Source organism: Arthrobacter sp. TJ-266 (assembly GCF_058269115.1).
The window spans coordinates 129,148-154,999 of sequence record NZ_JBZCNC010000004.1 but is presented as its reverse complement, the minus strand read 5'-3'; the positions used below and the strand labels follow the sequence as shown (position 1 = coordinate 154,999).

The window sequence follows — 25,852 nt, the reverse complement described above, 5'->3', positions numbered from 1 at the left end:
GTGTACGGGTGGCGGAGCCGGCCTGACGCGGGTCGGCTCAGCCCGGTGAGCACTGTCCGTTGTTCCCGAGCAGGTCGCCGAGTGTCGCGTCGTCGCCGATCGTCGCGAGCTCCTGCAGGTATTCCTCGGTGATGCCGTCGCCGGTGACCTGCGCCGGGAGCTGCACGGTGGACCGGACGGCCGAGGGCGTGGTCACGCCGGCCCGCTCGACCTGCAGGGGAGCGGCCGCCGCAGGTTCGGCGAACATGTCCTGCACACGGGTGTGGATCAGATCGATGTCGGGGTAGGTCACGAAGTTCTCGGCCGGCGTCCCGAAGTCGGGTGGGCCGATCGTGAGCCGCCGCGTCTCCTGCCCCTGCGCCTTGAGCGCGAGGTCCACGAAGCTTGCCAGCTGGTCCTGCGGGATGTCCGTCTCCACGATCTGCGTCCCCGCGGCGGCGATGGACTGGAAGCGGGTGAGCACGGTGGCCGGGTCGAGCTGCGCGATCATGGCCTGCTGCACGCACTGCTGCCGCGCGATGCGCTCGTAGTCGGTCACGAACTCGCGGGACCTGGCGTACCAGAGGGCGTGATACCCGTCGAGCGTCTGGACGCCGGGGGCGATCCAGCCGTCGGGCGGGTAGTGACGTATGGGGTCGGTGCCCGGGATCTCGGCGGCCGTGATGGGAACCCAGCCGCCGGCGTCGATCCTGATACCGCCCATGGCGTCCACGAGCTGCTCGAAGCCGTTCATGTCCACGAGCAGGTACGCCTGCACCTCGATGCCGAGCACGCCGCTCGCCGCGTCCATCATCGCCTCGGCGCCGGGGTCCGAGGCCCCCGGGTAGAGGTCGGGGTAGTTCTGTGCCACGTCCGTGTACAGGCTGTTGATGATGCAGGGGTCACCGCAGTTGTAGCCGTCGGGGTAGACGTCCCACAGCGGCGACCCGTCCGCGAACGGCGCGTTCTGGAAGTTCCGCGGGATGCTGAAGGTGACCGTGGAGCCGGTGGAGGCATCCACGCTGATCACCGAGATGCTGTCCGGCCGGCGGCCCGTGCGGTCCTCGCCGGCGTCGCCGCCCATCAGCAGGAAGTTGTACCGGCCGTCCGCGGGGTCGAAGGCCGGGCCGGACTGGAAGATGGACCCCACCGTGGACCGGCCCACGCCGAGGACGTAGGCACCGTAGGCGAGCGAGCCACTGGACAGGAGCATGAGGAGCGCGAGGAATGCCGCCACGAGAGGACGCGCGCCCCGTTCGAGAAGGGGCATCCGGACCAGCCGGAGCGTGTTGACGAACAGCAGGGCCCACGCGACCGCGAGGCCGAGCAGCGCCACGATCAGCAGCAACGACCACCAGCGGTGCGTCACCACGCCCACCACGAGCGTCCGGTTGGTCAGCGCGAGTACCACGCCGAGCACCACGAGGCCCCAGCACGCGAAGGTGGTCCGCAGTGCGCGTCGGCCCAGCCGGCGATCGCCGGCGACCACCTGCGCCGAGCCCGGGAGGAGAAGTGTCATGGCGATCAGCACGAAGGCCCGTTTCGTCCGCACGGCCGGCGAGGCCGACTGCGGGAAGCGCACGGGATCGGTGAGGCCGGCCGGGCCCGAGCCATCGGGTCCCGGGCCGCAGGCGCCGCGCACCTCCGTGCCGGTGATCACGACCGGTCCGCCGTCGACGCCGCGACACGGTGCCGCAGTGCGGCGCCCTTGCCCTCCGCGGTGACGCGGAGCGCGTCGGCGAACTCGGCGAGGCGCAGGCGGAGGGTGGCCGCGGCGTCGTCGGTGCCCGACGCGAGGATGCGCACGGCCAGGAGGCCCGCGTTGCGTGCGCCGCCGATCGAGACCGTCGCCACCGGGATGCCCGCCGGCATCTGGACGATCGAGAGCAGGGAGTCCATCCCGTCGAGGTGGGCCAGCGGCACGGGGACGCCGATCACGGGAAGAGGGGTCACGGATGCGAGCATGCCGGGCAGGTGCGCGGCGCCGCCCGCTCCCGCGATGATGACGCGCAGACCGCGCTCCGACGCGGTCGTGCCGTACTCGAGCATCGCGGCAGGCATCCGGTGGGCGGAGACGACGTCGACCTCGAAGGGGACGGAGAACTCGTCCAGGACGGCCGCCGCGGCCTCCATGACGGGCCAGTCCGAGTCGGAGCCCATCACAAGGCCTACCTGGGCGTGGGTCACAGTGCTCCCTTGAAGTCGTCGGTCAATCCTGCGCTGCCGGGAGCGCGTGGTCACCGTCGCGGAGGAGGGCGGCAACCGTCGTGGCACGGGCGCGGACGTCGGCGAGCGGTTCCCCCGGGCCTGCCAGCACGTTCACGTGGCCGATCTTGCGGCCCGGACGGACGTCCTTGCCATAGACGTGAACTTTAGCCGATGGACCTGAGGACATCGCTGATTGGTAGGCCGCATAGAGGTCCGGGTTCGCTCCTCCCAGCACGTTCTTCATCACGGTGTGCGGGGCGAGGGCGTCGGTGGCGCCGAGCGGGAGATCGAGCACGGCGCGGAGGTGCTGCTCGAACTGGCCCGTCACGGCGCCGTCCATGGTCCAGTGCCCCGAGTTGTGGGGACGCATGGCGAGCTCGTTCACGAGGTACCCGGCGCCGCTGCCCGGTGTCTCGAACAGTTCCACCGCCATCACCCCGGTGACTCCGAGTTCCTCGGCGAGTCGCAGGGCCGCTGCGGTCACCTCCCGGGCGATCCCGGGTGGGAGGTCGGGCGCCGGAGCGATCACCTCGTCGCACACACTGTCCACCTGGATGGACTCGACCACGGGCCAGGCAGCCGCGTCGCCGGAAGGTCTCCGGGCCACGAGGACGGACAGCTCCCGGCTGAAGGGGACGAACTGCTCCACGAGCAGGTCCGCACCCGTGAACCAGGTAGCGGCGTCGTCGAGCTGCTCGGGGCCGCGGAGGACGAGAACGCCCTTGCCGTCGTACCCGCCACGGGGTGTCTTGAGCACCACGGGCCACCCGGTCGTGACGGCGAAGTCGAGGACGTCGGACGCCGAGCGGACCTTCGCCCAGCGCGGATTCGGCAGCCCCAGGCGTTCGACGGCGCTCCGCATCACGAGCTTGTCCTGTGCGTGGATCAGCGCATCCGGTGACGGGTGCACGGCCACGCCGGCGCACTGCAGGTCGGCGAGGAGCTCGCCGGGCACGTGCTCGTGGTCGAACGTCAGGACGTCCACCCCGTCGGCGAAGGCGCGGAGGGTCCCGGCGTCCCGGTAGTCACCTACCTCCGCGTGCGCCACGGCCGCGACGGCGGACACCGCGGGCCCTTCCGCGAGGACGTGCAATCGGATACCGAGTTCGACGGCGGGGCCGGCCATCATGCGTGCGAGCTGGCCGCCGCCGACGACGCCTACTACGGGGAAAGTCACCCTTACAGCCTACTCACGGGGGAGCGGGGGACCGGCCGGGAGCTCCATTCACGGGAACCTGCCAGCCCACGTCCCGAGATTTCCGCGCGGAAGGGGCGGGCGTCGTCGTAAAATAACAGGAACACGCCACGCAATGGGCCGCATGGGTGGCTCGCTCTGCCGGCCCCGATCGCGGTTGGCCCCTGCTGTTCCACGTCCGGCCGGACTCCGAACAGTGCGCTGCGCACGGTGTTCGTCTTCAACAGCGGAGGTAGTCAGTGGCAGCACTCATGGATCGGATCAGGGGCCTCGCCTCGCTGTTCTGGCGCGAGCTCGCGAAGTTCGGCGCCGTCGGCGGTGTGGCTTTCGTCATCGACAACGGTCTGTACTGGTACCTGATCCACGGGCCCATGAGCGGCAGCGAGGTCAAGGCGCGCTTCGTGTCCGCCGGCGTCGCGACGATCTTCGCGTGGGTGGCCAACCGGTACTGGACCTTCCGCCGTCGTCGCCAGCCCAACGCCGTCCGCGAGCTGCTGATGTTCATCTTCATCAACGTGATCGGCATGGGGATCGCCGCCGGCTGCGTGGCGGTCGCCAAGTACGGCTTCGGCGTCGTCGAGCCGAGCACCATCTTCCTCGTCGGCATCTTCGGGACCGTGCTCGCCACGGCCGTCCGCTTCCTGGCCTACCGCTTCTGGGTGTTCAACGTGGAGCTGGACCAGGAGCCCGAGTTCAGCCACGACCAGGAGATCCTGCACCCGCACGCTGCCCAGCCCTCCGGTGGGAAGACCTCCGCAACACCGGCCGATCCCGCCTCGCCGGCCGCGGCGGACGCGCACGCCGAGACCGCCGCGCCCCAGCCCGTCAGGCGGGCCTCAGCATCCCAGTGATCCGCTCGCCGCGGAGCATGCTGTCGGAGACCTCGACGCCCTCCTCGACGAGCACGAGTGTCCCGTCCTGCTCCCAGGTGGCGACGGCTGCTGCGAGCGCGTGCAGGAGTGACGTTCCCGGCTCAGCCAGGAGCGTCGTCGGAGCATCCGGAGCATCCGGAGCATCCGGAGCATCCGGAGTGGCCCCGGCTGCTCCGAGGGATGACGGCGGTGCGAGCAGCGCTCCGAGGGCGTCGGCCGTCAGTTGCTCGGCGCCGCCGGATGCCGATGCGTGGATCCTGATGTCGGGTCCGGTTCCACTGTCGGGTCCGAGGTCGCCGTCGCCGAGGAACACGTCGCCCTGCGCGCGGACCTCTGCGGCGTAGTCCACGGCACCGCGTGGCAGGGTTCCGTCCCACCTGAAGGCGAGGGAACCCAGGGCGACACAGAGGAGGAGTCGCGGGGGATCCACCGGCGGGACCTCCCGAGACGTGACGAGGATGTCAGGCAGGTCCGTGAGGTTCGGCTGCGTCGTCGTCGCTCCGCCGTCTGCACCGGGCAGGACGACGGTGCAGCCCACCTGCCAGCAGGCGAACGCCAGGGCGACGGACTTCCAGTGCGGTGGCAGGTCGAGCTCGACGGCGGTGCCCGATACGGCATCGAGCTCGTCGACGAGGAGGTTGGAGGTCTTCGCCACCCAGTTGTCGAACACGCGGCCCGAGAGCTCGATCCGCCCGTCTGCTCCGTGCCAGACCAGACGGGGGGAGGCGGGATGCGCCGACCGCATGCGGGCCAGCAGGTCGGAGGGGGTGCGGGGCATCAGGACTCCTGGGAGGTCGCCGTCGGTGGAGGGGATGTGCGGGGTCTCTGTGCGGGGAACGGCGCACTCAGCGCACCGGCTCCGACGCGCCGAGCAGAACAGGTAGTGCCTCCGGCGTGGCGCCCGGAGTCGCGCGATTCCGACTCTATAAGATTCCGGCCGCGGCTTGACGCTTCGTACTTACACCCGTGTAATTAGTCATCGGATTCGTTCCAGCAGCGGGGCGCGAGGGTCGCCCACGCTGATGTTGGAACGGTAGGACCGGGAAGGCACACCATGGGGCACGCAGAGCGCCACGAAGAACGACCAGAAATTGCAGCGCAGGCCTCTGCTCGCTACGGATCCAGGGGCGTTCCCGCCGACTGGTTCCTCGACCCCGCCGACCCCCTCGCCGGTGAGCGGTACCGCGAGGGCGGACCGTCGTCGCTCGACGACCAGGCCACGGCGTTCCTCACCGCCCACGAAGCACTCGCCGGCCTCCCCGAGGTCACGGAGGCTCCGAGCAGTCTCCTCGTCCTTCCGTTCGCGGACCCCGGCATCACGCTGGTCCCGGATGCCCCGCTCGCTCTCCGTCCTCAGCCGGCGCCCGCTGTGCAGCCCTCCTGGATCAGCGAACCCCTCGTCCCGGGCACCATCGACGACGACGGAGAACTCTCCTGGCAGGCCGACGCCCTGTGCGCCCAGACTGACCCCGAGGCCTTCTTCCCCGAGAAGGGCGGGTCCACGCGGGATGCCAAGAAGGTCTGCGGGTCCTGCATGGTGAAATCCGAGTGCCTCGAGTACGCGCTGGAGAACGACGAGCGCTTCGGCATCTGGGGAGGACTGTCCGAACGTGAGCGGCGCAGGTTGCGGAAGCGAGCGGTCTGATTCAGGTCCACCCCCGCGTCACCGCCGTTGTCGTAGCCCACAATGGCGCGGAGTTCCTCCCGGACACCCTGGAGGCGCTCGATCGCCAGACCCGGCCGGCTGATGTCGTCGTCGGCGTCGACACCGGCTCCACCGACGCATCCGCGTCGATCCTGCAGCTCCACCTGCCCACCGGCAGCCCCGTGGTCGGTGCGCCCGCCCGCTCCGGGTTCGGCGCCGCCGTCCGCACGGCCGTCGCCGAGATCCCCGCCCGCCGTGACGGGGCGGACAACCGTGCGCATGAGTGGCTGTGGCTCCTGCACGACGATTCCGCCCCCGAGCCCGAGGCCCTCGCCGAGCTCCTCCTCGCCGTCGAACGCGCCCCCTCGGTGACCATCGCCGGAGCGAAGCAGGTGGCGTGGGACAACCCGCGTGAACTCGTGGATGTGGGGTTGTCCATCAGCCGCTGGGCGGAGCGCCTCACACTCATCGACGTCGACGAGCACGACCAGGGCCAGTACGACGCCCGGAGCGATGTCTTCGCCGTGAACTCCGCCGGCATGCTGGTCCGGCGGGACGCGTGGGACGAGCTCGGCGGGTTCGACCCCGCCTTCCCGGGCGTGGGCGACGACGTCGACCTCTGCTGGCGCAACCGGCTCGCGGGTCACCGCGTGGTGGTGGTGCCCGGAGCAATTCTGCGGCACGCCTCCGCCAGGCCCCATCCCCTCGCCTCCGCCCGCTCCGCACGAACCGCCGAGGTCCGTCTCCGGCTCACGCACGCACCGGCCGTCGCCGTGCCCTTCCTCGCCGTCGGCGCCGTGCTCGGCGGAGTCGCGCGTCTCCTGCTCGGTCTCCTCGCGAAGGATCCGGCCCACGGCACCGGACAACTGCTCGGCAGCCTGGCCGGGGTATTGCGACCCTTCCGGCTGTGGCGGTCCCGCCGGTCCGCGGCGCGCAGCCGCAGGCGGCCGCGATCCATCGTGCGGCCTCTCGTCACCTCACGCCGCGAGGTCTGGTCGCACCGCCGCTCCGTCGTCGACGCCTTCACCTCCCGAGGATCGGTCCGGGACCCGGCCGATCGGACCACCGGGAGCACCGAGGAATACATCCCCGCGGGTGACAGCAACGACGACTTCGCGGCCCTGACCGGGCCTGCGCGTCTCTGGGTCGGGGGCGGCGCGGTGGTCGCCGTCGTGGTGCTCCTCGCCGCGGCCCTGACCGCGCTGCACGGACTCGTCGGCGCCTCTGCGCTGGCCGGGGGCGCACTGCTGCCGGTGGCCGAGACCCCTCGGGCCGTCTGGGAGAGCGCGACGGCCTGGTGGACGACCCTCGGTACCGGGTTCGCCGCCCACGGGTCCCCGTTCGCCTTCGTGCTCTGGGTCCTCTCCGTCCTCGGGCTCGGCTCGGCGAACACCGCCGTCGTCGCGCTGGTGGTCTGTGCCCTGCCGCTCGCCGGACTCAGCGCCTGGTTCGCAGCGGGAGCCCTGACGGACTCACGCGGGCTGCGGCTCTGGGCGGCACTCGCCTGGGGCGCCGCTCCGGTGCTGCAGGTGGCGCTCGGCAGCGGCCGGCTCGGCGCCCTCGTGGCGCACGTCCTCCTGCCGCTCGCCCTCCTGGCGGTGGTGCGCGCCGTGGGCGGAGCCCGCCCTACCCGACCGCTCCCCGACGGTGTGGCGGCCCCCGGGGTTGCCGGCACGCGCAGCTGGACCGCTGCCGCCGCCGGCGGGCTGGTCCTCGCACTCGTGACGGCGTCGGTGCCCGCACTCCTCCCGTTCGTGGTCGTGGTCCTGGTGGTCGCCGTGCTGATCGGCGGTCGCCGGGCGAGGCCGCTGTGGTGGGCCCTCCTGCCCATCGTCGCCCTGCACCTGCCCTTCGTCCTGTCCGCGCTCGACGCGCCGCGCGGCCTGCTGGGCGAGAACGGACTGCCCGTCGCCTTCGCCACCGCCGCTCCGTGGCAGCAGCTCCTCGGGTTCCCGGTGGCGTTCGAACCCTTCCTTCCTCCTGCAGCGCTCGCCTTCCTGGGTGCCGGGCCGTGGTCCCTCGCGGCGGCCCTGCTGATCGGCGGTCCGGTGGTGGTGCTCGCCGCCGCGGCCCTGTTCCGCCGGGGAGCGGCATCGGTGGCTGTCCGCGCCTTCTGGCTGCTGACCGTCGCGGCGCTGGCCCTCGCCGTCGTGGTGCCGCTCGTGCCGGTGTCGGTGGGTTCCACCCAGCTCCTTGGCGTGTTCCCGGGGCCCTTCGTCTCCGTGGCCACCCTCGGGCTCCTCGCCGCCGCGCTGTCGGGCATGCCGGTGGTGCGCCCTCCAGCCACGCGGGTGCGTCGCGGCCTGACCGTGGCCGGCGGCGCTGCCCTGCTGGCCGGTCCCGTGCTCAGCCTCGGGCTGTGGGTCGTTCCGCAGGTCACCGAGTCGACCTCCGTGATCGCGGAGCCCGTGCTGCTGCCCGGCGCGACCGCCACCGATGCACCGCCGACGGCCGCGCCGTCCACCACGGACCTGGGGACGGACGTCGCGCTGCGGCCCGTCGCCGAGCGGCCGCTGCCCGCGACGGCGTCGGACCGCGGGACCGGACCGGAGCAGACGCGGACCCTCGTCATCACGGTCGACGACGAGGACGACGTCGAAGCTTCACTCATGCGCGGTTCCGGCACCACGCTCGACGCCCTGAACCCGCTCTATGCAGCGCGCCAGGTCGACGCCTCGAGCCCGGCAGGTGTCCGCGCGGACGACGAGGCGTCGCGGATCCTGCGGAGCACCGTCGCCGTGATCGTCGGTGCCACCGGAGCGGACCCGCGCACCGAACTGCGCGATCTCGGCGTCGGATTCGTGGTCCTCCGCCAGTCGGAGGCCGCGGGTGAACTCCTCAGTGGGCGCATCGACTCCGTCCCCGGCCTCACCTCGGTGGGCGACACCGATTCCGGTCGCCTCTGGCGCGTGGTCCCTGCCACGCTCGACGACGGCACGGAGGACGCCGGGGCGCGGACGGCGAGGGTCCGCGTGACCGACGCCGACGGCGCCACCGTGTCTGTGATCCCCTCGCAGGAACTCTCGGCCGAGGGGACGGTTCCGGCAGGTGCGGAGGGCCGGATGCTCGTGCTCGCCGAGACGGCGGACGAGGGTTGGCAGGCGACGCTCGACGGCGAGCGGCTCGAGCCGGTGCCCGACGGCTGGCAGCAGGCGTTCGTGCTCCCTCCCGACGCGGGTACCGTGCGCGTGAGCTACCTCAGCCCGTACCAGCCCTGGGTCGAAGCCGTGCAGATCGCCGTTCTCGCGTTGACCGCCCTGCTCGCCATCCCCATCCCCGCGCGTCGACCGGTGGTGCGCACGCGAACAGCGCGTGCTGGAGCAGCACACGGGGGCGCGCCGGGACCAGCCGGCGCAACCGCGCAGCGTAGGCATCAGCGCGCGCAGCCCGCGCGTCGGTCGGAGCCTGACGTGCCCATCGACGGCGACGGCGCATCGGGGCCTCACCGCGAGCAACCGGTTGGGAGCGGAGGACACCCCTGATGAGGTGGAGACGGAAGAACAGACCGGACGAAGCGCAGGCCACGGCCGAGGTGAAGGAGCCCAGTGAGTCGACCGAGCGCGCAGAGGTGACCGGGTCGACCGAGTCGGCACAGCAGCACGAGCTCACAGGGCCGACCGACCCCGTTGAGCCGACGGCCTCGGAACAGGAGAACGAGCTTCACGAGCCGGCACAGGCCATTGAGCCGGTGCAGGTCTCCGAGTCACCGGAGGCTGCAACCCCTCCCGACGGCTCGGCCCATGCCCCGGCGCAGGATGCTGCCGTCGCAGCCCGTGCCGTCGCGCGCGACCGCGCCGGCGGAACGGGGGTCGGCGGTACGTCCCGGCTGCGCACCGTCGTCGGCGCTGCAACCGGTGTCCTGCTCCTCGGTGCCACGGCCGCCGTCGCCTCGGGAGCGGTCACCGACACCTGGGCGACCCCGGCGGACACCGAGGTCGCCGTGCCCGTCGCGGTGGTACCCGCGGGCGACTACACCGCCGTCTGCCCCGGGCCTCCGCGCCTGTTCGAGCCCGCCGTGGAGGGCGAGGACCCGGAGTTCAGCACGGCGTCACCGTCGGCGCGGACGAACGTCTCGGCGATGGTCCTCAGCGATCTCAGCGCGACGGTACCCGGCAGCGGTCTCCTGCCGCTCGGCGGCGGGGCCCCACTCGCACAACTCAGGGAGTTCAGCGAAGAGTCAGGGATCGGGCTGGACGCGCCGGCCAGCAGTACGGACACCGGATTGACCACGAGGATCGGGGCCGTGGCCCGCGCGGTGGCCGTCGATGCCCCCACGGTGTTCCGCGCGCAGCCTCTCGGGGGCCTGACGCCACCGGCTGCCGCCACCAGCACGTACACGGCCGGCGAGGGTGATCTGCGCGGCCTCGCCGCGACGAGCTGCCAGCTCCCGTCCAGCGACCTCTGGCTCGTCGGTGCGTCGACGACCGTCGGCCAGTCCGCCATCCTCACGCTGACCAATCCCACCGGCACACCCGCCACCGTGGCCCTCGAGCTCTACGGGCCGGGCGGGCCGATCGACGCGGCCGGCTCCCGCGGACTGCTCGTGGCACCGGGCGGCACACGGCAGCTCGTGCTCGCCGGGCTCACGGGTCCGCAGGAGCTCGTGGCCGTGCGGGTCCGCAGCGACGGCGGTCGGGTCTCGGCCGTGATCCAGCAGAGCGTGCTCCGCGGTCTCACGCCGGGCGGGGTGGACCTGCTCTCGCCGAGCGCTCCCGCAGGCACCACGCAGGTGGTGCCCGGCGTCGTCGTGCAGAGCGCGGCGGACGCGCGTCGCATCCGCGAGCAGGAGGGATATGCGGCCGTGACGCCTCAACTCCAGGTGCTCGTCCCGGGTTCCACGGACGCGGTGCTCGACATCAAGGTGTACGGCCGTGACGGCGAGATGGAGCTGCCGGGCGGGGGAGTGGTGTCCGCCGCCGCCGGTTCGGTCACCGCCGTCGCGCTGGACGCGCTGCCGGAGGGCAGCTACACGGTCGCGGTCACCTCCGACGTGTCCGTCGTCGCGTCGGCGAGGGTGACCCGCGGGATCGACGTCGGCCAGCCCGTGGATCTCGGCGGCGTGCCCTCCGCGAGCAGGCTCGGGAGCGATCACGCGGTGGCCCTGGCGGAGGGGGCGGACGCAGCCCTCGTCCTCGGGGTGCCGACGGGGAGGGCGGAAGTGACGCTGACCCCCGTCGCAGCAGACGGGACGCTCGGCGCGACCGTCGTGATCGGTATCGCCGGAGGCACGAGTGTCTCGGTGCCACGGCAGGCCCTCGGGGCCGAACCCGTGGGTGTCCTGATCGACGCCACGGGCGATCCGGCGTACGGCGCACAGGTCCTCACGCTCCCCGGGAACACGGCGGGGGTCTCTGTCACCACGGTGCCGCCGGCGGTCACGGGTCCCCAGAGCATCCCGATCGACCTCGGCTTCTGACCCCGGACTCTCGCAGGGCCCGAGCGCTCGTGCGCTGACACCCGCAGGCGTCAGGACTGGACCGCTCTGGATCCCGTCCGCTGCGCAGGATCAGGAGTGGTGAGTCACGCCTGCGAGCGACCGTAGGCGGGATCGACGGCCTCGGGTGCCAGCCCCATGAGTTCCGCGGTCTGCTCCACGACGACGTCGTGCACCAGTTCGTTGACGGGTACCGCGTTGCGCGCTGCCATGAGGACTGGGTGCCGGTACACGGTTATGGTCGCAGGGCGGCCCGGCGTGGCGGGGGAGCAGGAACCCAGGAGCCCGCGCAGCGTGTCCGCCGTCATGTCCTCGAGGCCGTCCGGGATCTCCTGCACCATGATCTGCACGTCCTGGATCCGTTCGCCCCACAGGCGTTCGAGCCGCTGGGCCGATTCCATCACCCAGTCGTCGAACTGCTCGGACCGCGAGCGGGAGCCGGGAAGGTGCTGTGGCAGCAGTTCTCCCCGCATGCCGCGCCCGCGCCGATTACGGCGTCGCTCGTAGAACGACCGCGTGGGGCGTGAGCCGTCCGACGCGGGGTCGTCGAGCTCGATCGAGAAGGTGCTGCCATCCTGCATGCATCGACTCTAAGCCTTGGACCTCTCGAGCCGCACGCCCGATGTCGCCACGATCACCGGTGACTCCTCGTCCGGTCCTGCCTGACGGAGGGTAGGAGGCCGGACCGGTAGGCTTTCTGCTCGTGGGATCCCTCCGTCAATGCTCCAGATCTGCCTGCCAGCGGCCGGCGGTGGCGACGCTCACCTATGTGTACGGGGACTCGACCGCCGTCCTCGGCCCGCTCGCCACGTACGCGGAGCCGCACACCTACGACCTCTGCACCATCCACGCGGAGCGCCTGACCGTACCGCGGGGGTGGGAGGTCCTCCGCCTCGCCCTTCCCGACGCGCCACCCGAGCACAACTCCGACGATCTCCTCGCCCTCGCCGACGCCGTCCGCGAAGCAGCAGCGGAGCCCGCCGTCGAGCAGCCGGCCCAGGGTCAGCGGGGCGTCCGGGCGCCCATGGAACCACCTGCGGGCGTCACCGGTCCGCGGCGCGGGCATCTGCGCATCCTGCGCGATACCTGACGCCCGCGTCACCTGACGCCCGCGTTACCTGACCCCCGGGGCCACGGGCCGCGTATCCTCCGCGATAGAATCGACCGCACCAACGCCGCCGCCACCCGACCGGAAGCTGACTCATGGCCCACCTCCCAGCACGTCTGCTCGACGTCCTCCGCTGCCCGGTCACGGGGTCGCCCCTGATCGAGAACGGTGACATTCTCACCTCCCGGGCCGACGGCCCCGACGGCACACCCTTGACCTACACCCTCGACGAGGGCATCCCCGTGCTCCTCCGCACCGAACTCCTCGAGGGTGCCCGTCCGACGTCCTGACCGGACCGGCACCACCCGAGGCACGAGCATCACCTCCCACCCCGACACCAAGGATCAGCTGACCATGACGTTCGACTACAAAGTTGCCGATCTCTCCCTCGCCGAGGCGGGCCGACACCAGATCCGGCTCGCGGAGCACGAGATGCCGGGCCTGATGTCCCTCCGCCGCGAGTACGCCGACGCGCAGCCGCTCGCCGGAGCGCGCATCGCCGGTTCGCTGCACATGACGGTGCAGACCGCCGTGCTCATCGAGACGCTGACGGCCCTCGGAGCCGAGGTGCGGTGGGCGTCCTGCAACATCTTCTCGACCCAGGACGAAGCCGCCGCGGCCGTGGTGGTCGGCACGGGCACGGTCGAGGAGCCCGCGGGCGTCCCCGTGTTCGCGTGGAAGAACGAGACGCTCGAGGACTACTGGTGGACCGCCACGCAGATCCTCACGTGGCCCGGCCAGGCCCAGGGTCTCGGCCCCAACATGATCCTCGACGACGGCGGGGACGCCACGATGCTCGTGCACAAGGGTGCCGAGTTCGAGGCACTCGGGGCGGTTCCGACGAACCCCCAGGAGGGTGACGCGGACTACTCGCACGAGTACACGGTCTTCCTCGACACCGTCCGCGCGACCCTCGAGTCCGAGCCCCAGAAGTGGACCACGATCGCCGCAGGGATCAAGGGCGTCACCGAGGAGACCACCACGGGCGTCCACCGCCTGTACCAGCTCGCGGCGCAGGGCAAGCTGCTCTTCCCCGCCATCAACGTGAACGACTCCGTCACGAAGTCCAAGTTCGACAACAAGTACGGCATCCGGCACTCGCTGCCCGACGGCCTCAACCGCGCCACGGATGTCCTGATCGGCGGCAAGGTCGCCGTCGTCTGCGGCTACGGCGACGTCGGCAAGGGGGCCGCCGAGGCGATGCGCGGGCAGGGCGCCCGCGTGATCGTCACGGAGATCGACCCGATCTGCGCCCTGCAGGCAGCCATGGACGGCTACCAGGTCACGACCCTCGAGAAGGTCCTCGCCCAGGGCGACATCTTCATCACGACAACCGGCAACAAGGACGTCATCATGGCGCACCACATGGCCGGCATGAAGCACCAGGCGATCGTCGGGAACATCGGCCACTTCGACAACGAGATCGACATCGCCGGGCTCGCGCGCATCCCCGGCGTCGAGAAGATCGAGATCAAGCCCCAGGTCCACGAGTGGGTCATCCCCGCGAACGAGGCCGACGGTGTGGAGCAGCACTCCATCATCATGCTGTCCGAGGGGCGCCTGCTGAACCTCGGCAACGCGACCGGCCACCCCTCCTTCGTCATGAGCAACTCGTTCGCGAACCAGACGATCGCGCAGATCGAGCTGTACACCAAGTTCGAGCAGGACGACGCCGAGGGCAACCGCGAGTACGAGAACGAGGTGTACGTGCTGCCGAAGATCCTCGACGAGAAGGTGGCGCGCCTGCACCTCGACGCGCTCGGCGTGGAGCTCACGGAGCTCACCAAGGGCCAGGCCGAGTACCTCGATCTCGACGTCGCCGGGCCGTACAAGCCCGAGCAGTACCGCTACTGATCCAGGTCGGAGAGGGAGCCCCCGCGTGACAGACCGCGCGCGGGGCTCCCGCCGTTCCACCCGCAGTTCTCGCAGTAGCCCAATCGTTGTGAACACACGGTGCCCCGCCGACGTTCCCGCACCCCTTCCTCGCGTAAAATCGCTGGGGACCAGCTGAACCTAGGGGCGAACATGCGCATGAAGCAGGAGTCGAGCGGAACCGCGGCACGCCGCAAGGGGTGGACTGTCGTGGCCATCGCGGCGGCCGCCGTCGTCGTGATCGGCGGCGGCGTGGGGATCGCGACGGCGTCACCCTGGGACGTCCTCTCGGCCGGGCCCACCTCGACGGAGAGCGCGCGGCCGACCGCGACGACGCCCGGAACGGCCCCCTCCGAGGAGCCGACGCCGGACGCACCGGAGGCGTCCGCCGAGCCGTTCACCGTGGGTCTCACACCCACCGACGAGGCCTTCGCGGTGAACCCGGCCACCCTGGCCTCGATCGCCGTCACCGGGGGCACCCTCGAGACCGTCGAACTGGCGCCGCGCGCGGGCGGCACGCCCGTGGCCGGCGCGCTCTCGGAGGACGGTGCGAGCTGGACGGCCTCGGAGCGCCTCGCCTTCGACACCGAGTACGAGTTCACCTACACAGTGCTCGACTCCCGCGGCGAGCGGCAGGAAGCCACCTCGCGCTTCAGCACCGTGGAACCCGCCAACGAGGCGGATGCGGCGATGTTCCCGCTCGACGGCGCCACCGTGGGCACGGGCCAGCCCCTCGAGTTCACCTTCAGCGAGCCCGTGGTCAACCGCGACGCCGTCGAGAAGGCCATCACGGTGACGAGCACCAGTGGCCAGCAGGGCGCCTTCTACTGGTTGTCGGACACGAAGGTCCGCTACCGACCGGAGGCCTTCTGGGCCCCCAACAGCACCATCACGGTCTCCACGGCCCTCTTCGGTGTGGACTTCGGCAACGGGATGATCGGCAACGCCGACCGCACCATGACCGTGAAGACGCACAACACGCGTCTCGCCGTCGTGGACAACACGACGAAGACCCTGAACGTGTACCTCGACGGGAAGCTGGACCGGACCTTCCCCGTGACGCTCGGTACCGAGGAGTGGCCCTCCACCGAGGGCTACATGGTGGTCATGGAGAAGTACGAGTCCACGCAGTTCACCGCGGAGTCGATCGGGCTGGAGCCGGGTGACCCCGCGTACTACCCGCCCACGGTGGTCAACCACGCCAGCAGGCTCAGCAACGGCGGGGCCTTCGTCCACGAGGCCCTGCCGGCGGCGCAGGTGGCACTCGGGAGCTTCAACGTCTCGCACGGCTGCATCGGCATGTCCCCGGAGGGCGCCAAGTACTTCTACGACACGTTCGGCGCGGGTGACGTGGTGCAGATCCTCAACACGGACTACGGGCCCATGTACGTGTGGGACGGCTTCGGCGACTGGAACGTGCCCTGGACCGAGTGGGTCAACCAGCCCTGACGCGCAGGGCTCCTCAGCTGAACGGGAGCGGGTGCAGTCTCCGGGCCGTCGTCTCCGAGCGTTCCCGCTGCCGCATCATGGCCGCGTAGTCGCGGTCCCTGCGGGATGCGACGACGGCGTGGAGGAACTCCTCGGGGTGCGTGGAACCGGGCGGGGGCGGTGACACGTGGTGACTCGCCTCGGCCGCGAGCTCCAGTGCAAGCGACTGCCGGGCCTGCGGCGTGAGACGCGGGGCCTGCGCCAGGAACTGGGACATCCTCCGGGCGAGAGCGTCCGGGAGCCGCCCGATGTCCGCCGTCTCGGACCACCCCTGCAGCCTCGGCGGCATGGTCGCGAGCGCCCTCGGCCTCGCCACCACGCGCTCGCGCATCGCATAGGTACCCGCGAGGAGGTCGCCGAGGCGCTTCGACCGCTCGTTGAAGAGCGAGACGAGGAACGCCAGTGAGCCGGCGAGCATGTAGATCTCGAGGATGGCGAGCATCCCGCGGATGAACGCATGCCGGAAGCGGATGGCGCCGCCGTCGTCGCGCACGATCCTCAGCCCCATCACCAGACGCCCCAGGGACTTGCCGCGCGTCACGGTCTCGACGGTCACCGGGATCACGAGGATCAGCATCACCACGACGACGAGCGACAGCGCGCCGGTCAGGGCGGTGTCCAGCACCCCGCCGAAGACGTTGCCGATGAGCAGCACGAGCAGGATGGCCACGATGACCTGCGCGATCAGATCGATGAGGATGCTGAGCCCGCGCGCGGCGAACCCCGCAGGCTTCAGTTCGAGGACGACGGCCTCGCCGGTGACGACCGTGCTCATGTTCTCCCCCTGATGCTGTCCGGTGGTGACCGGACGGTGTACGGATGGTTGGCGGTCGGGACGGGCCGAAGCGCCGTCGTCGTGCCGCTCCCGCCCAGCCTAGCGCCGCGCCCGGACCGGCCGGCGGTAGGCGGAACGGGCCGGACTATAGGGTGGGCGCATGGACGTGGACGCATTCATCGCGGTGCACCGCAGCGACTGGCAGCGGCTCGACGAACTCGTGGGCCGCCGTCGGCTCGACGGCGCCGAATCGGACGAACTGCTGGTCCTCTACCAGCGCGTCTCGACACACCTGTCCATCATCCGCTCGGTCGATCCCGAGAGCGCGCTGTCCGGCGCCCTCTCGACGCGCCTCTCCCGCGCCAGGACGCGCTTCACGGGGGCGCGGTCCAACGTCATGGAGGACATCGCCCTGTTCTTCGTGCACTCGCTCCCGGCGGCGTTCTACCGGATCCGGTGGCTGACGGTCGTCGTGGGAGTGCTCTTCCTCACCGTGACGGCGCTCTACGCCGTGTGGGTGGTCAACACTCCCGGCGTGATCTCCGCGCTGGGGACGGACGAGGACCTCCGACGCTACGTGGAGGAGGACTTCATCGACTACTACTCCGAGAACCCAGCGGCGTCCTTCGCGGGGCTGGTGTGGACCAACAACGCCTGGATCTCGCTGCAGGCCGTGGCGTTCGGGGTCACGGGCATCTGGCCGGTCTACATCCTCTACTCGAACGCGCAGGGCATCGGCATCGCAGCGGGGACCATGGCCTCCTACGACAGCCTCGACGTCTTCTTCGTCTACATCCTCCCGCACGGATTCATGGAGCTGACGGCGATCTTCATCGCCGCGGCGGCCGGTCTGAGGATCTTCTGGGCGTGGGTCTCGCCGGGGCGGCGGCCGCGGGTCGTGGCGCTCGCGGAGGAGGGGCGTGCGCTCATCACCGTGGCCCTCGGCCTCGTGCTGGTGCTCCTCGTCTCCGGGCTGGTGGAGGGGTTCGTGACACCGAGCGGCCTGCCCGCGTGGCTCCGGCTGACCATCGGGTTCCTCGTGTTCGCGGCCTACTGGGTCTACACGCTCGTGCTCGGGCGGCGGGCCGCCGCAGCCGGGCACCGCGGCGACCTCGGCGTCGTTGATCGGGGAGACGCCGTCATCACGGCCTGAGGTCACCGGCCCGGGGCGTCTCCACGCCTCACCCGTGCATGCCCAGTAGGGTCGTGACCAGGTGGGTAGAACGCCCGTGGCAAGGACTGAGGAGAACCCGACGTGGTAGACAGCGACAATCCCCGAGGGAGTACCTCGGGTTCGCGACAGCTCGACGCCGATGCGTCCGCCGAGCGCTCGGTACCCGAGGCGTCGACCGCGGCCCCGGACATCCCCCAGCGCCATCACCTGCCCATGCGGAAGGCCGGAACCCTGCCGGACGTCTCGCGCTACGACGACGGCGACGCTGACGATTCCGTGAGAGGCGCGCAGACCGCGCAGAGCGCGGGGAGTCACTCGGCGTCGGAGACAACTGCTCCGGAGGCCGGCGTGGGCGAGACCCCCGCTGCGGGCGGGTCCGACGACGACGCCACCGCCGACGGCCGCGTGCGTGAGCGCGCTGCTTCCGCCGACCACTCCTCGGACGACATGACGTCGGGGACACCGGGCAGTGAGGCGCCACTTGTCCCCACCACCACCGACTCCGACACGTCCCACAAGCCCTCGGTCGGGGCAGCCGGAGCGACGACCGCCGCAGCCGGAGTTGCCGCCGGCGCAACAACAGCCGCCGGCGCTTCCCACGCAGCCGGCGGGTCCGCCGATGACCGGCCCGACTCGTCGACGTCAGGGGCAGAGCGCGGGACCGCTGAGCCGTCCACCGACACCGCGGCTCTGTCCGTGCGTCCTCCGGACCACGAGGCAGCGCGGCGGGCCGCCGCGCGTGACCACGCCGCAACCGCCAAACCCGCCCTCGCCCGGTTCCTCCAGGTCGTGGTGGCCCTGTTCTTCCCCGTGATCGTGGTGGCGGCCGCCGTCCGCGCCGTCGCGACGGCGTCGTTCCTGTGGTTCGAGTACCACCGGCCGGGCTTCCCCGCGGACAGGTTCGGGTTCACCCTCGACGACCGCATGACGTACGGGTCCTACGCCCTGGACTACGTGGTCAACTTCGCCCCGGCGCGCTATCTCGGTGATCTGCGCACGCCGGAGGGGGAGCCGCTGTTCCTCGCATCCGAGGTGGGGCACATGGAGGATGTGAAGAGCGTCCTCGGGCTGTCCTTCTTCATCGCCCTGGTCCTCTTCGTCCTCGCCGTGCTCGCCTGCGTGTACCTCGCGCGGCGCTACAAGGGAGGCATCCGGCGGGCCCTGTTCGCCGGGGCGGTGCTGACCCTCGCGGGCATCATCACGCTGACGGTCCTCGCCGTGATCGCCTGGGAGACGTTCTTCACGCAGGTTCATGCGCTGTTCTTCGCGGACGGCACCTGGACCTTCCGGGTGGACGACACGCTCATCCGGCTCTTCCCCGAGCAGTTCTGGACCGACTCGGCCGTGACCATCGCCGTGCTCGTGCTGGGCGCGACCCTCCTGACGCTGATCACCACCTGGCCCACGAAGGCCCGGCGTGAGCGCTCGATGCTGGCTCAGGAAGCGATGCAGCAGCGCACCCGCGAGGCGCTCGCCGCCTCCTGAGCACCTCGGGGCGCCGCGCCGCGCGGGTCCGGCGTCGGCGCCTCACCGATTCGAGGCCTGCAGGGCGGGGCTGCTGTGCTACCTCGCCGTGCCGTACAGCAGTTCCAGGGCCTCTCCGTGATCGGCGACGACGGCGGCCCGCTTCAGCTTGAGGGTGGGCGTCAGGTGCCCCGACTCGACGGAGAACTCGGTGTCCAGCACGGTGAAGCGCCGGATCTGCTCCGCCTGCGAGACGGTCGCGTTGGCGGCGTCGACGGCCCGTTGCACCTCGGCGAGCACGTCGGGACGGGTCGCCGCGTCCGCCGAGCTGAGGGGTGCCTGTCCCCGCGACGCCGCCCACGCAGCCACTGCTTCGACGTCGAGGCTGATGAGCGCGGCGACGAACGGCCGGGCCTCACCCACCACCACGGCCTGGGCCACGAGCGGGCACTCCCGGAGGGTCTCCTCCAGCGGCCCCGGAGCCACGTTCTTGCCGCCCGCGGTCACGAGGATGTCCTTCTTCCGGCCCGTGATGGTCAGGAAACCGTCCTCGTCGAGGGACCCGACGTCGCCCGTGCGGAAGTACCCGTCGGCAGTGAAGGCCTCGGCCGTCGCGGCGTCGTTGCGGTAGTAGCCCGCGAAGATCCCACTGCCGCGGACCTGCACCTCGCCGTCGTCGTCGAGCCGGATGCTCGTTCCCGGCATGGGGATGCCGACCGATCCCACCCGGGTGAGTGCCACCGTGTTGACCGTGCAGGGCGCCGTGCTCTCCGTGAGCCCGTACCCCTCCTGGATCATGATGCCCGCACCCCGGAAGAAGTGTGCGAGGTGGGCGTTGAGCGGGCTGGCGCCGGAGACCGTGTACCGGACGTCGCCGCCGAAGACCGCGCGGAGCTTCGGGTAGACCAGGCGGTCGAACACGGCATGTGCCGCGCGCAGTGCGGGCGTGGGTCCGCGGCCGCCGCGTCCCCGGGCGTCCACGGCCCGGGAGTAGGCGACGGCGGTCCGCTCGGCCGCCCCGAACAGGCGTCCCTTGCCGGCCTCGGCCGCCTTCTGACCGGCCGAGGCGTGGATCTTCTCGAAGATGCGCGGGACGGCCAGGAGGAAGGTGGGGCGGAAGGTGGTGAGATCCTCGAGCAGCTGGGCGGTGGAGCTCGAGTGCGCGAGGGTGATGCCTCCTGTGAAGCACACCACCTGGACCGCCCGGGCCAGCACGTGCGCGAGCGGGAGGAACATCAGGGTGCGTGCGTTCTCCTGCTTGAGGAACTCGGGGAGGAACTCCAGCGTGTTGACCGCGAACAGGGCGAAGTTGCCGTGCGTGATGACGCAGCCCTTCGGCCGGCCCGTGGTGCCCGAGGTGTAGACGATCGAGGCGGCGTCGTCGAGCGCCCGTGAGGACCGCGCGGCCTCGAGCGCCTCGTCGGACACCGTGGTTCCACGGGCGGTCACCGACGCCAAGTCCGCCCGACCTGATCGGTCGGGCGGGGCGGGTGCTCCCGCATCCGCCGCGTTCGCGGCGCCTCCCGCGGGCGCCGCATCCTGCGGGTCGAACCGCACGAGCGTCGTCGTCGCTGACCGGCCGGCGCGCGCTGCCGCGTCGGCCACCACATCGGCGCACCGCTGGTCCTCGACGAACACGACGGCGGGTTCGGCGTCCTCGAGGATCCAGCTCACCTGGTGCGCCGAGGACGTCTCGTAGATGGGGACGGTGACGGCGCCCGCGAACCAGATGGCGACGTCCGCGACGGTCCACTCGTAGCGCGTCCTCGACATCACGGCCACGGCGTCGCCGGGCTCGACGCCCAGGGCGAGGAGACCCTTGGCGAGCTCCCGCACCTCCTGCAGGAACTGCGCTGCGGAGACGTCCTGCCAGTGACCGCCGGACCGGCGGGCGTACAACGGCCGCGCTGGGTCATCCGCGTGGGTGCGCAGGAGCAGGTCCGTGGTGTTGGACTCGGGTGGCAGGCTGACGAGGAGGTCCGTGATGGCTTCGCGCACAGGGGGAGATCGCTTTCGTGGTCGGCGGGCAGGCGGACGGGCGGCTGGGCGGGCGGGTGCATGACAGGTTCGAGGGGGAGCGGCCCTAGATCCAGCTGGGCAGCCACATGCGTGAGCGCCAGTCCCCGTAGGGGATGATCTCGGCCGTCCAGATGGGCAGGAAGTAGGCCGAGAGGGCGACGGCGAGCGCCAGGAAGGCTCCCACGAGCACGAGGCGCCACCGCGCAGGGGAGCGGGTGACGTCGCCGAGGATCAGACCGAGACAGTACACGAGGGCGAGGATCAGGTAGGGCTCGAAGGCCACGGCGTAGAAGTAGAAGGTGGTGCGCTCGGGGTAGAGGAACCAGGGCAGGTAGCCGGCGGCGACGCCCGTGAGGATGGCAGCGGCACGCCAGTCCCGCCTGCCGAGCCAGGCGAACAGCAGGACCAGAAGGGACACCGCGGCGCTCCACCAGATGAGCGGGTTACCGAGCACCGTCACGGCCTGGGAGCAGGAGTCGGTGCCGCATCCCTCGGGCGTCTCGTAGAAGAAGGACGTCGGGCGGCCCACCACGAGCCAGGACCACGCGCTCGCCTCGTAGGGGTGGTCGGATCCGAGCCCCTGGTGGAAGGTGTAGGCGCTCCGGTGGTACTCGGCGAGGGAGCGCAGGGCGTCGGGCACCCAGCCCCACTCGGCCGACGGGTTCCGCTCGGCCCACGTGCGGTCGTAGGCGTCGCTCGAGAGGAACCAGCCGGTCCACGTCCCGAGGTACGTCACCAGGGCGAGGGGAACGAGCGCGACGAACGCCGGCAGCCCGTCCTTGACGGCGCCGCCGAGGACCCAGTGGTGCACGCCCGCGATGCGGCGGGCGCTCATGTCCCAGGCGACGGTCATGAGACCGAACGCGGCGATGAACGGGAGTGCGGACCACTTCGTCCCGAGGGCGAGCCCGAGGCACACCCCGGCGACGAGCCGCCAGGGCCGCGTGCCGAGGAACGGTCCGTAGGCGAGGTGCCGGCGGTCCGGCACGCCGTCGTCGTTCCCCGCCAGCCGCGCGAGACGTGCGGCGAGCCGGCGGCGGCCGTCGTCGCGGTCGCGCAGCAGGGCCGCGAAGGCGGCGAGGAGCCAGAAGCTGAGGAAGATGTCGAGCAGGGACGTCCGCGACTCGACGAGGTGGTGCCCGTCCACCGCGAGCAGCAGGCCGGCTGCGGCCCCCAGGAGGGCGGAGCCGAACATGCGCTGCGCGACGACGGCGAGCAGGAGCACCGAGAGCGTCCCGACGGCGGCGGCGGAGAACCGCCAGCCGAAGGCGTTGTCCGAGCCGAAGAGCAGCATGCCGAAAGCGATCATCCACTTGCCGACCGGCGGGTGCACCACGTAGTTCGGCGCGTCGAGGAGAACATCGGGGGTGCCGGCGTTGAAGGAGTCGTTGGCGTTCTCGGGCCACTCGCGCTCGTAGCCCGACTGCAGCATCGAGTAGGCGTCCTTGACGTAGTACGTCTCGTCGAACACGAGCGAACCCGGTTCGCCGAGGCGCACGAAGCGCAGCACGCCCGCGAGGAGGGCGACGGCGAGAGGCAGCATCCAGTGCAGCGGACCGGTGGCCCGCGCCACGCCGAGGAGCCTCGTCATCAGGGCCTCGCGGGTGTAGGCCTCTCGCGCGGGGAGGACCCAGGACGCGCCGTCGGACGGACGGTCCCGACGGGGACGGACGGCGGTGTGGCTCACACGGGTCATGCTACCGGCGGGTCCCCGAGGTGCCGGGCGGACGCCCCGCTGGTCGTGCCTGGCACGCGGAGGGCTCCCTCCGGCGCCATGTTCCGAGGGCGCGTTACGTCAGGGTCGTCCGAAGGGGCGGGAGGAGGGGGGCAGCTAGGCTTGATCAGTGACTCACGCGCAGGACGACCTCCCGACCGACGGCACCGTCGTCGACGAATCAGACGAACCCACAGACGACGCCGCGGACGACGGCAAGGACGACACCGCTGACCCCGGCACCGGCGAGTTCGCTGATGACGGCGCGGAGGCCGTGCCGACCATCACCGCGTACCGGGGGACGGCCGGGGACGGCAGCGGGCGCGGGCGGATCATCCTCGCGGCCACACCGATCGGCAACATGGGCGACGCCACCGAACGGCTCATCGGTCTGCTGCACACGGCGGACGTCGTCGCGGCCGAGGACACCCGGCGCCTGCACCGGCTCGTCCAGGCCCTCGGCGTGACCGTGACGGGCAGGGTCATCAGCTACCACGAACACAACGAGGCCGAGCGCATCGGCGAACTCCTCGAACTCGTCAGGGCCGGCGCCACCCTGCTGATGGTGACCGACGCCGGCATGCCGTCCGTCTCCGATCCCGGGTACCGCCTGGTGGAGGCCGCCGTTGCCGAGGGGCTGGACCTCACCGCCGTGCCGGGGGCCTCCGCCGTGCTCGCGGCGCTGGCGCTCTCGGGCCTGCCGACCGACAGGTTCTGCTTCGAGGGATTCCTACCGCGGAAGGCGGGCGTCCGGGCCGGGCGGCTCGTGGATCTCTCCGCCGAGCGCCGCACCATGGTGTTCTTCGAGGCGCCACACCGCCTCGAGGCGATGCTGCGCTCCCTCCAGCAGGCTTTCGGCTCCGACCGCGGTGCCGCCGTGGCACGGGAACTGACCAAGGTGCACGAGCAGGTGGTCCGCGGCTCCCTTCTCGAGCTCCTGCAGTGGGCGCAGGCCGTGGACATCCGGGGCGAGATCGCCGTCGTCGTCGCCGGGGCTCCCGACTCCCTGCCGACCTCGCCGGAGGACCACGTCTCGGAGGTGACCGGTCTGATGGAGGGCGGGATGCGTCTGAAGGACGCGGTGGCCGCCGTGGCTGCGCACAGCCGGGTCAGCAAGCGCGAGCTCTACGCCGCGGTCATCGCCGCCCGCTGACACTCCCGTCCCGGACCGTCAGGGCCGTCTGCGCCGTCGCGCGTGGCGCATGAGGCCGACGTACGGGAACCAGGAAGCGCTGTGCAGGTGCCCAAGGGCAACGGCGCTCCGCGGTGCAGCGTCCACTGGACACCTTTTCGACGTGCGCACTAGCGTGAGCGGGACCGCTCGGGGAGCCCGCCCGGCATCTCACGCGAAGGAGTTCAGGATGGCTGTCACCGCCGACCAGGAAACGGCAGTACTGGGGAAAGTGCCTACGGGCCTGTTCATCGGCGGGACGTGGCGGGACTCCTCCTCGGGGGCCACCTTCGACGTCGAGGACCCGGCGACGGGCCGTACCCTCCTCACGTTGGCCGACGCGACGCCCGAGGACGGCATGGCCGCGCTCGATGCCGCTGTTGCCGCGCAGGCCGCGTGGGCGCGCACCGCGCCGCGTGACCGCGGGGAGATTCTCCGCCGGGCCTTCGACCTCGTGACCGCCCGTGCTGACGAGTTCGCGCTCCTGATGACGCTCGAGATGGGCAAACCGCTCGCGGAGGCCCGTGGGGAGGTCACCTACGGGGCCGAGTTCCTGCGCTGGTTCTCCGAGGAGTCGGTGCGCATGTCCGGCCGCTACTCGATGTCCCCGGACGGGAAGTCACGCCTCCTGGTGCAGAAGAAGCCGGTGGGGCCCTGCCTGCTCATCACTCCGTGGAACTTCCCTCTCGCGATGGCCACCCGGAAGATCGCCCCCGCGATCGCCGCGGGTTGCACCATGGTGCTCAAGCCCGCCAACCTGACGCCCCTGACGTCGTCGCTCTTCGCCACCGTGCTCGAGGAGGCGGGGTTGCCCGCGGGCGTTCTCAACATCGTCAACACCACCACCGCGGGGGACGTCACCGGCCCGCTCATCGAGGACTCCCGGCTCCGCAAACTCTCCTTCACGGGCTCCACGCCCGTGGGCCGCAATCTCCTCGCGGCGGCCTCGAAGAACGTGCTCCGGACGTCGATGGAGCTGGGCGGCAACGCGCCGTTCCTCGTGTTCGAGGACGCCGATCTCGACGCCGCCGTGAACGGGGCCATGCTCGCGAAGCTCCGCAACATGGGCGAGGCCTGCACGGCCGCCAACCGGTTCATCGTCCACGAGTCCGTGGCAGACCGCTTCGCCGCGGCGCTCGCGGAGCGCATGGGCGCGATGACGACGGCGCGCGGTACCGAGGAGCGCTCCACGCTCGGTCCGCTCATCGACGGCAGGAGCCGTGACAAGGTGCACGAGCTCGTGACCGCGGCGGTCGGCGACGGCGCGCAGACCGTGACGGGTGGTTCCCCCGTGCCGGGCGACGGCTATTTCTACGAAGCGACGGTGCTCAAGGACGTCCGGCGGTCCTCGCGGATCATGCGGGAGGAGATCTTCGGCCCGGTGGCGCCCATCATCACGTTCGCCACCGAGGACGAGGCCGTGGAGCTCGCCAACGACACCGAGTACGGGCTCGTGGCCTACGTCTTCACCCGCGACCTGAACCGGGGCCTGCGCATCAGCGAGCGGCTCGACACCGGCATGCTCGGGCTCAACGCCGGCGTGGTGTCGAACGCCGCCGCGCCGTTCGGCGGCGTGAAGCAGTCGGGCCTCGGGCGCGAGGGCGGCGCCGAGGGCATCGAGGAGTACCTCGTCACCCAGTACGTGGGTATCGCGGACCCCTACGCGTCCTAGCGCACGGTCCAGCACGCACGGTCCAGCACGCACGGTCCAGCACGCACAGTCCAGCACACACG

20 protein-coding genes are annotated in these 25,852 nt (G+C 71.3%); 12 read left to right on the top strand and 8 right to left on the bottom strand.

Annotated elements, in window-relative coordinates; genetic code table 11:
- Window positions 1–37: 37 nt before the first annotated feature.
- From AC4D12_RS12365 to AC4D12_RS12355, 3 genes are read right to left on the bottom strand one after another with little or no spacing between them, the layout of a single operon-like run.
- On the bottom strand, window positions 38–1,636 hold the full coding sequence (locus AC4D12_RS12365) for an LCP family protein (RefSeq protein ID WP_490950645.1): 1,599 nt from the start codon (window positions 1,634–1,636) through the stop codon (window positions 38–40).
- Window positions 1,636–2,139 carry a 5-(carboxyamino)imidazole ribonucleotide mutase gene (gene purE / locus AC4D12_RS12360; RefSeq protein ID WP_490950235.1) on the bottom strand — a complete coding sequence of 168 codons (504 nt, stop codon included), beginning with the start codon at window positions 2,137–2,139 and terminating at the stop codon, window positions 1,636–1,638. The genes AC4D12_RS12365 and purE overlap by 1 nt, the downstream gene beginning before the upstream one ends.
- A 49-nt stretch (window positions 2,140–2,188) precedes the next feature.
- Window positions 2,189–3,364: a 5-(carboxyamino)imidazole ribonucleotide synthase gene (locus tag AC4D12_RS12355; protein ID WP_490950234.1), complete on the bottom strand. Its 1,176-nt coding sequence runs from the start codon at window positions 3,362–3,364 to the stop codon at window positions 2,189–2,191.
- Between the two features lie 269 nt (window positions 3,365–3,633).
- Between AC4D12_RS12355 and AC4D12_RS12350 the strand changes: the two genes are divergently transcribed.
- Window positions 3,634–4,233, top strand: a complete 600-nt coding sequence (locus tag AC4D12_RS12350; protein ID WP_490950644.1) for a GtrA family protein — start codon at window positions 3,634–3,636, stop codon at window positions 4,231–4,233.
- Here the strand turns inward: AC4D12_RS12350 and AC4D12_RS12345 are convergent.
- Window positions 4,208–5,032, bottom strand: a complete 825-nt coding sequence (locus tag AC4D12_RS12345) for a TIGR03089 family protein (protein WP_490950233.1) — start codon at window positions 5,030–5,032, stop codon at window positions 4,208–4,210. The genes AC4D12_RS12350 and AC4D12_RS12345 overlap by 26 nt on opposite strands.
- A 276-nt stretch (window positions 5,033–5,308) precedes the next feature.
- Between AC4D12_RS12345 and AC4D12_RS12340 the strand changes: the two genes are divergently transcribed.
- Genes AC4D12_RS12340 through AC4D12_RS12330 form a run of 3 tightly spaced genes read left to right on the top strand, consistent with a single transcriptional unit; the run spans window position 5,309 to window position 11,315 of the window.
- Window positions 5,309–5,899: a WhiB family transcriptional regulator gene (locus tag AC4D12_RS12340; protein WP_490950232.1), complete on the top strand. Its 591-nt coding sequence runs from the start codon at window positions 5,309–5,311 to the stop codon at window positions 5,897–5,899.
- Complete coding sequence (locus AC4D12_RS12335; RefSeq protein ID WP_490950643.1) at window positions 5,896–9,381, top strand: glycosyltransferase; 3,486 nt, start codon at window positions 5,896–5,898, stop codon at window positions 9,379–9,381. Before AC4D12_RS12340 ends, AC4D12_RS12335 begins: the two co-directional genes overlap by 4 nt.
- Entirely contained in the window at window positions 9,381–11,315 is a 1,935-nt protein-coding gene (locus AC4D12_RS12330) for a DUF5719 family protein (protein WP_490950231.1), read from the top strand. The genes AC4D12_RS12335 and AC4D12_RS12330 overlap by 1 nt, the downstream gene beginning before the upstream one ends.
- Window positions 11,316–11,419: 104 nt before the next feature.
- On the opposite strand, the gene AC4D12_RS12325 is transcribed toward AC4D12_RS12330, so the two are convergent.
- On the bottom strand, window positions 11,420–11,914 hold the full coding sequence (locus AC4D12_RS12325; RefSeq protein ID WP_490950230.1) for a metallopeptidase family protein: 495 nt from the start codon (window positions 11,912–11,914) through the stop codon (window positions 11,420–11,422).
- 122 nt (window positions 11,915–12,036) lie between these two features.
- Between AC4D12_RS12325 and AC4D12_RS12320 the strand changes: the two genes are divergently transcribed.
- From AC4D12_RS12320 to AC4D12_RS12305, 4 genes are all read left to right on the top strand, one after another.
- Window positions 12,037–12,423, top strand: a complete 387-nt coding sequence (locus tag AC4D12_RS12320) for a DUF3499 domain-containing protein (protein WP_490950229.1) — start codon at window positions 12,037–12,039, stop codon at window positions 12,421–12,423.
- 113 nt (window positions 12,424–12,536) lie between these two features.
- A complete protein-coding gene (locus AC4D12_RS12315; RefSeq protein WP_490950228.1) occupies window positions 12,537–12,731 on the top strand; it encodes a Trm112 family protein in 195 nt (64 codons plus the stop codon).
- Between the two features lie 64 nt (window positions 12,732–12,795).
- Window positions 12,796–14,295 (top strand): adenosylhomocysteinase, encoded by a 1,500-nt coding sequence (gene ahcY / locus AC4D12_RS12310; RefSeq protein WP_490950227.1) that lies wholly within the window; start codon window positions 12,796–12,798, stop codon window positions 14,293–14,295.
- 171 nt (window positions 14,296–14,466) lie between these two features.
- Window positions 14,467–15,762, top strand: a complete 1,296-nt coding sequence (locus AC4D12_RS12305; protein ID WP_490950226.1) for a L,D-transpeptidase — start codon at window positions 14,467–14,469, stop codon at window positions 15,760–15,762.
- A 13-nt stretch (window positions 15,763–15,775) separates the two neighbouring features.
- On the opposite strand, the gene AC4D12_RS12300 is transcribed toward AC4D12_RS12305, so the two are convergent.
- Window positions 15,776–16,576 (bottom strand): RDD family protein, encoded by an 801-nt coding sequence (locus AC4D12_RS12300; protein ID WP_490950225.1) that lies wholly within the window; start codon window positions 16,574–16,576, stop codon window positions 15,776–15,778.
- 160 nt (window positions 16,577–16,736) lie between these two features.
- On the opposite strand from AC4D12_RS12300, the gene AC4D12_RS12295 reads away from it, so the two are divergent.
- Window positions 16,737–17,729: a stage II sporulation protein M gene (locus AC4D12_RS12295; RefSeq protein ID WP_490950224.1), complete on the top strand. Its 993-nt coding sequence runs from the start codon at window positions 16,737–16,739 to the stop codon at window positions 17,727–17,729.
- A 102-nt stretch (window positions 17,730–17,831) separates the two neighbouring features.
- Window positions 17,832–19,235: a TIGR01906 family membrane protein gene (locus AC4D12_RS12290; RefSeq protein ID WP_490950223.1), complete on the top strand. Its 1,404-nt coding sequence runs from the start codon at window positions 17,832–17,834 to the stop codon at window positions 19,233–19,235.
- Window positions 19,236–19,313: 78 nt separating this feature from the next.
- On the opposite strand, the gene AC4D12_RS12285 is transcribed toward AC4D12_RS12290, so the two are convergent.
- Both AC4D12_RS12285 and AC4D12_RS12280 read right to left on the bottom strand, forming a co-directional pair.
- On the bottom strand, window positions 19,314–21,212 hold the full coding sequence (locus tag AC4D12_RS12285; RefSeq protein ID WP_490950222.1) for an AMP-dependent synthetase/ligase: 1,899 nt from the start codon (window positions 21,210–21,212) through the stop codon (window positions 19,314–19,316).
- A gap of 85 nt (window positions 21,213–21,297) precedes the next feature.
- Complete coding sequence (locus AC4D12_RS12280) at window positions 21,298–22,929, bottom strand: dolichyl-phosphate-mannose--protein mannosyltransferase (RefSeq protein WP_490950221.1); 1,632 nt, start codon at window positions 22,927–22,929, stop codon at window positions 21,298–21,300.
- 301 nt (window positions 22,930–23,230) lie between these two features.
- Between AC4D12_RS12280 and rsmI the strand changes: the two genes are divergently transcribed.
- Both rsmI and AC4D12_RS12270 read left to right on the top strand, forming a co-directional pair.
- The gene (rsmI, locus tag AC4D12_RS12275; protein ID WP_490950642.1) at window positions 23,231–24,100 is read left to right on the top strand and encodes a 16S rRNA (cytidine(1402)-2'-O)-methyltransferase; all 870 of its coding nucleotides are present in this window, start codon (window positions 23,231–23,233) and stop codon (window positions 24,098–24,100) included.
- A 208-nt stretch (window positions 24,101–24,308) separates the two neighbouring features.
- The gene (locus tag AC4D12_RS12270) at window positions 24,309–25,790 is read left to right on the top strand and encodes an NAD-dependent succinate-semialdehyde dehydrogenase (protein WP_490950220.1); all 1,482 of its coding nucleotides are present in this window, start codon (window positions 24,309–24,311) and stop codon (window positions 25,788–25,790) included.
- Window positions 25,791–25,852: the final 62 nt, after the last annotated feature.

Coding starts and splice junctions, on each gene's coding strand:
- purE (WP_490950235.1), bottom strand. CDS start 2,139: ATGGGCTCCGACTCGGACTGGCCCGTCATGGAGGCCGCGGCGGCCGTC.
- AC4D12_RS12350 (WP_490950644.1), top strand. CDS start 3,634: ATGGATCGGATCAGGGGCCTCGCCTCGCTGTTCTGGCGCGAGCTCGCG.
- AC4D12_RS12345 (WP_490950233.1), bottom strand. CDS start 5,032: ATGCCCCGCACCCCCTCCGACCTGCTGGCCCGCATGCGGTCGGCGCAT.
- AC4D12_RS12340 (WP_490950232.1), top strand. CDS start 5,309: ATGGGGCACGCAGAGCGCCACGAAGAACGACCAGAAATTGCAGCGCAG.
- AC4D12_RS12330 (WP_490950231.1), top strand. CDS start 9,381: ATGAGGTGGAGACGGAAGAACAGACCGGACGAAGCGCAGGCCACGGCC.
- AC4D12_RS12325 (WP_490950230.1), bottom strand. CDS start 11,914: ATGCAGGATGGCAGCACCTTCTCGATCGAGCTCGACGACCCCGCGTCG.
- AC4D12_RS12315 (WP_490950228.1), top strand. CDS start 12,537: ATGGCCCACCTCCCAGCACGTCTGCTCGACGTCCTCCGCTGCCCGGTC.
- ahcY (WP_490950227.1), top strand. CDS start 12,796: ATGACGTTCGACTACAAAGTTGCCGATCTCTCCCTCGCCGAGGCGGGC.
- AC4D12_RS12305 (WP_490950226.1), top strand. CDS start 14,467: ATGCGCATGAAGCAGGAGTCGAGCGGAACCGCGGCACGCCGCAAGGGG.
- AC4D12_RS12300 (WP_490950225.1), bottom strand. CDS start 16,576: ATGAGCACGGTCGTCACCGGCGAGGCCGTCGTCCTCGAACTGAAGCCT.
- AC4D12_RS12295 (WP_490950224.1), top strand. CDS start 16,737: ATGGACGTGGACGCATTCATCGCGGTGCACCGCAGCGACTGGCAGCGG.
- AC4D12_RS12280 (WP_490950221.1), bottom strand. CDS start 22,929: ATGACCCGTGTGAGCCACACCGCCGTCCGTCCCCGTCGGGACCGTCCG.
- AC4D12_RS12270 (WP_490950220.1), top strand. CDS start 24,309: ATGGCTGTCACCGCCGACCAGGAAACGGCAGTACTGGGGAAAGTGCCT.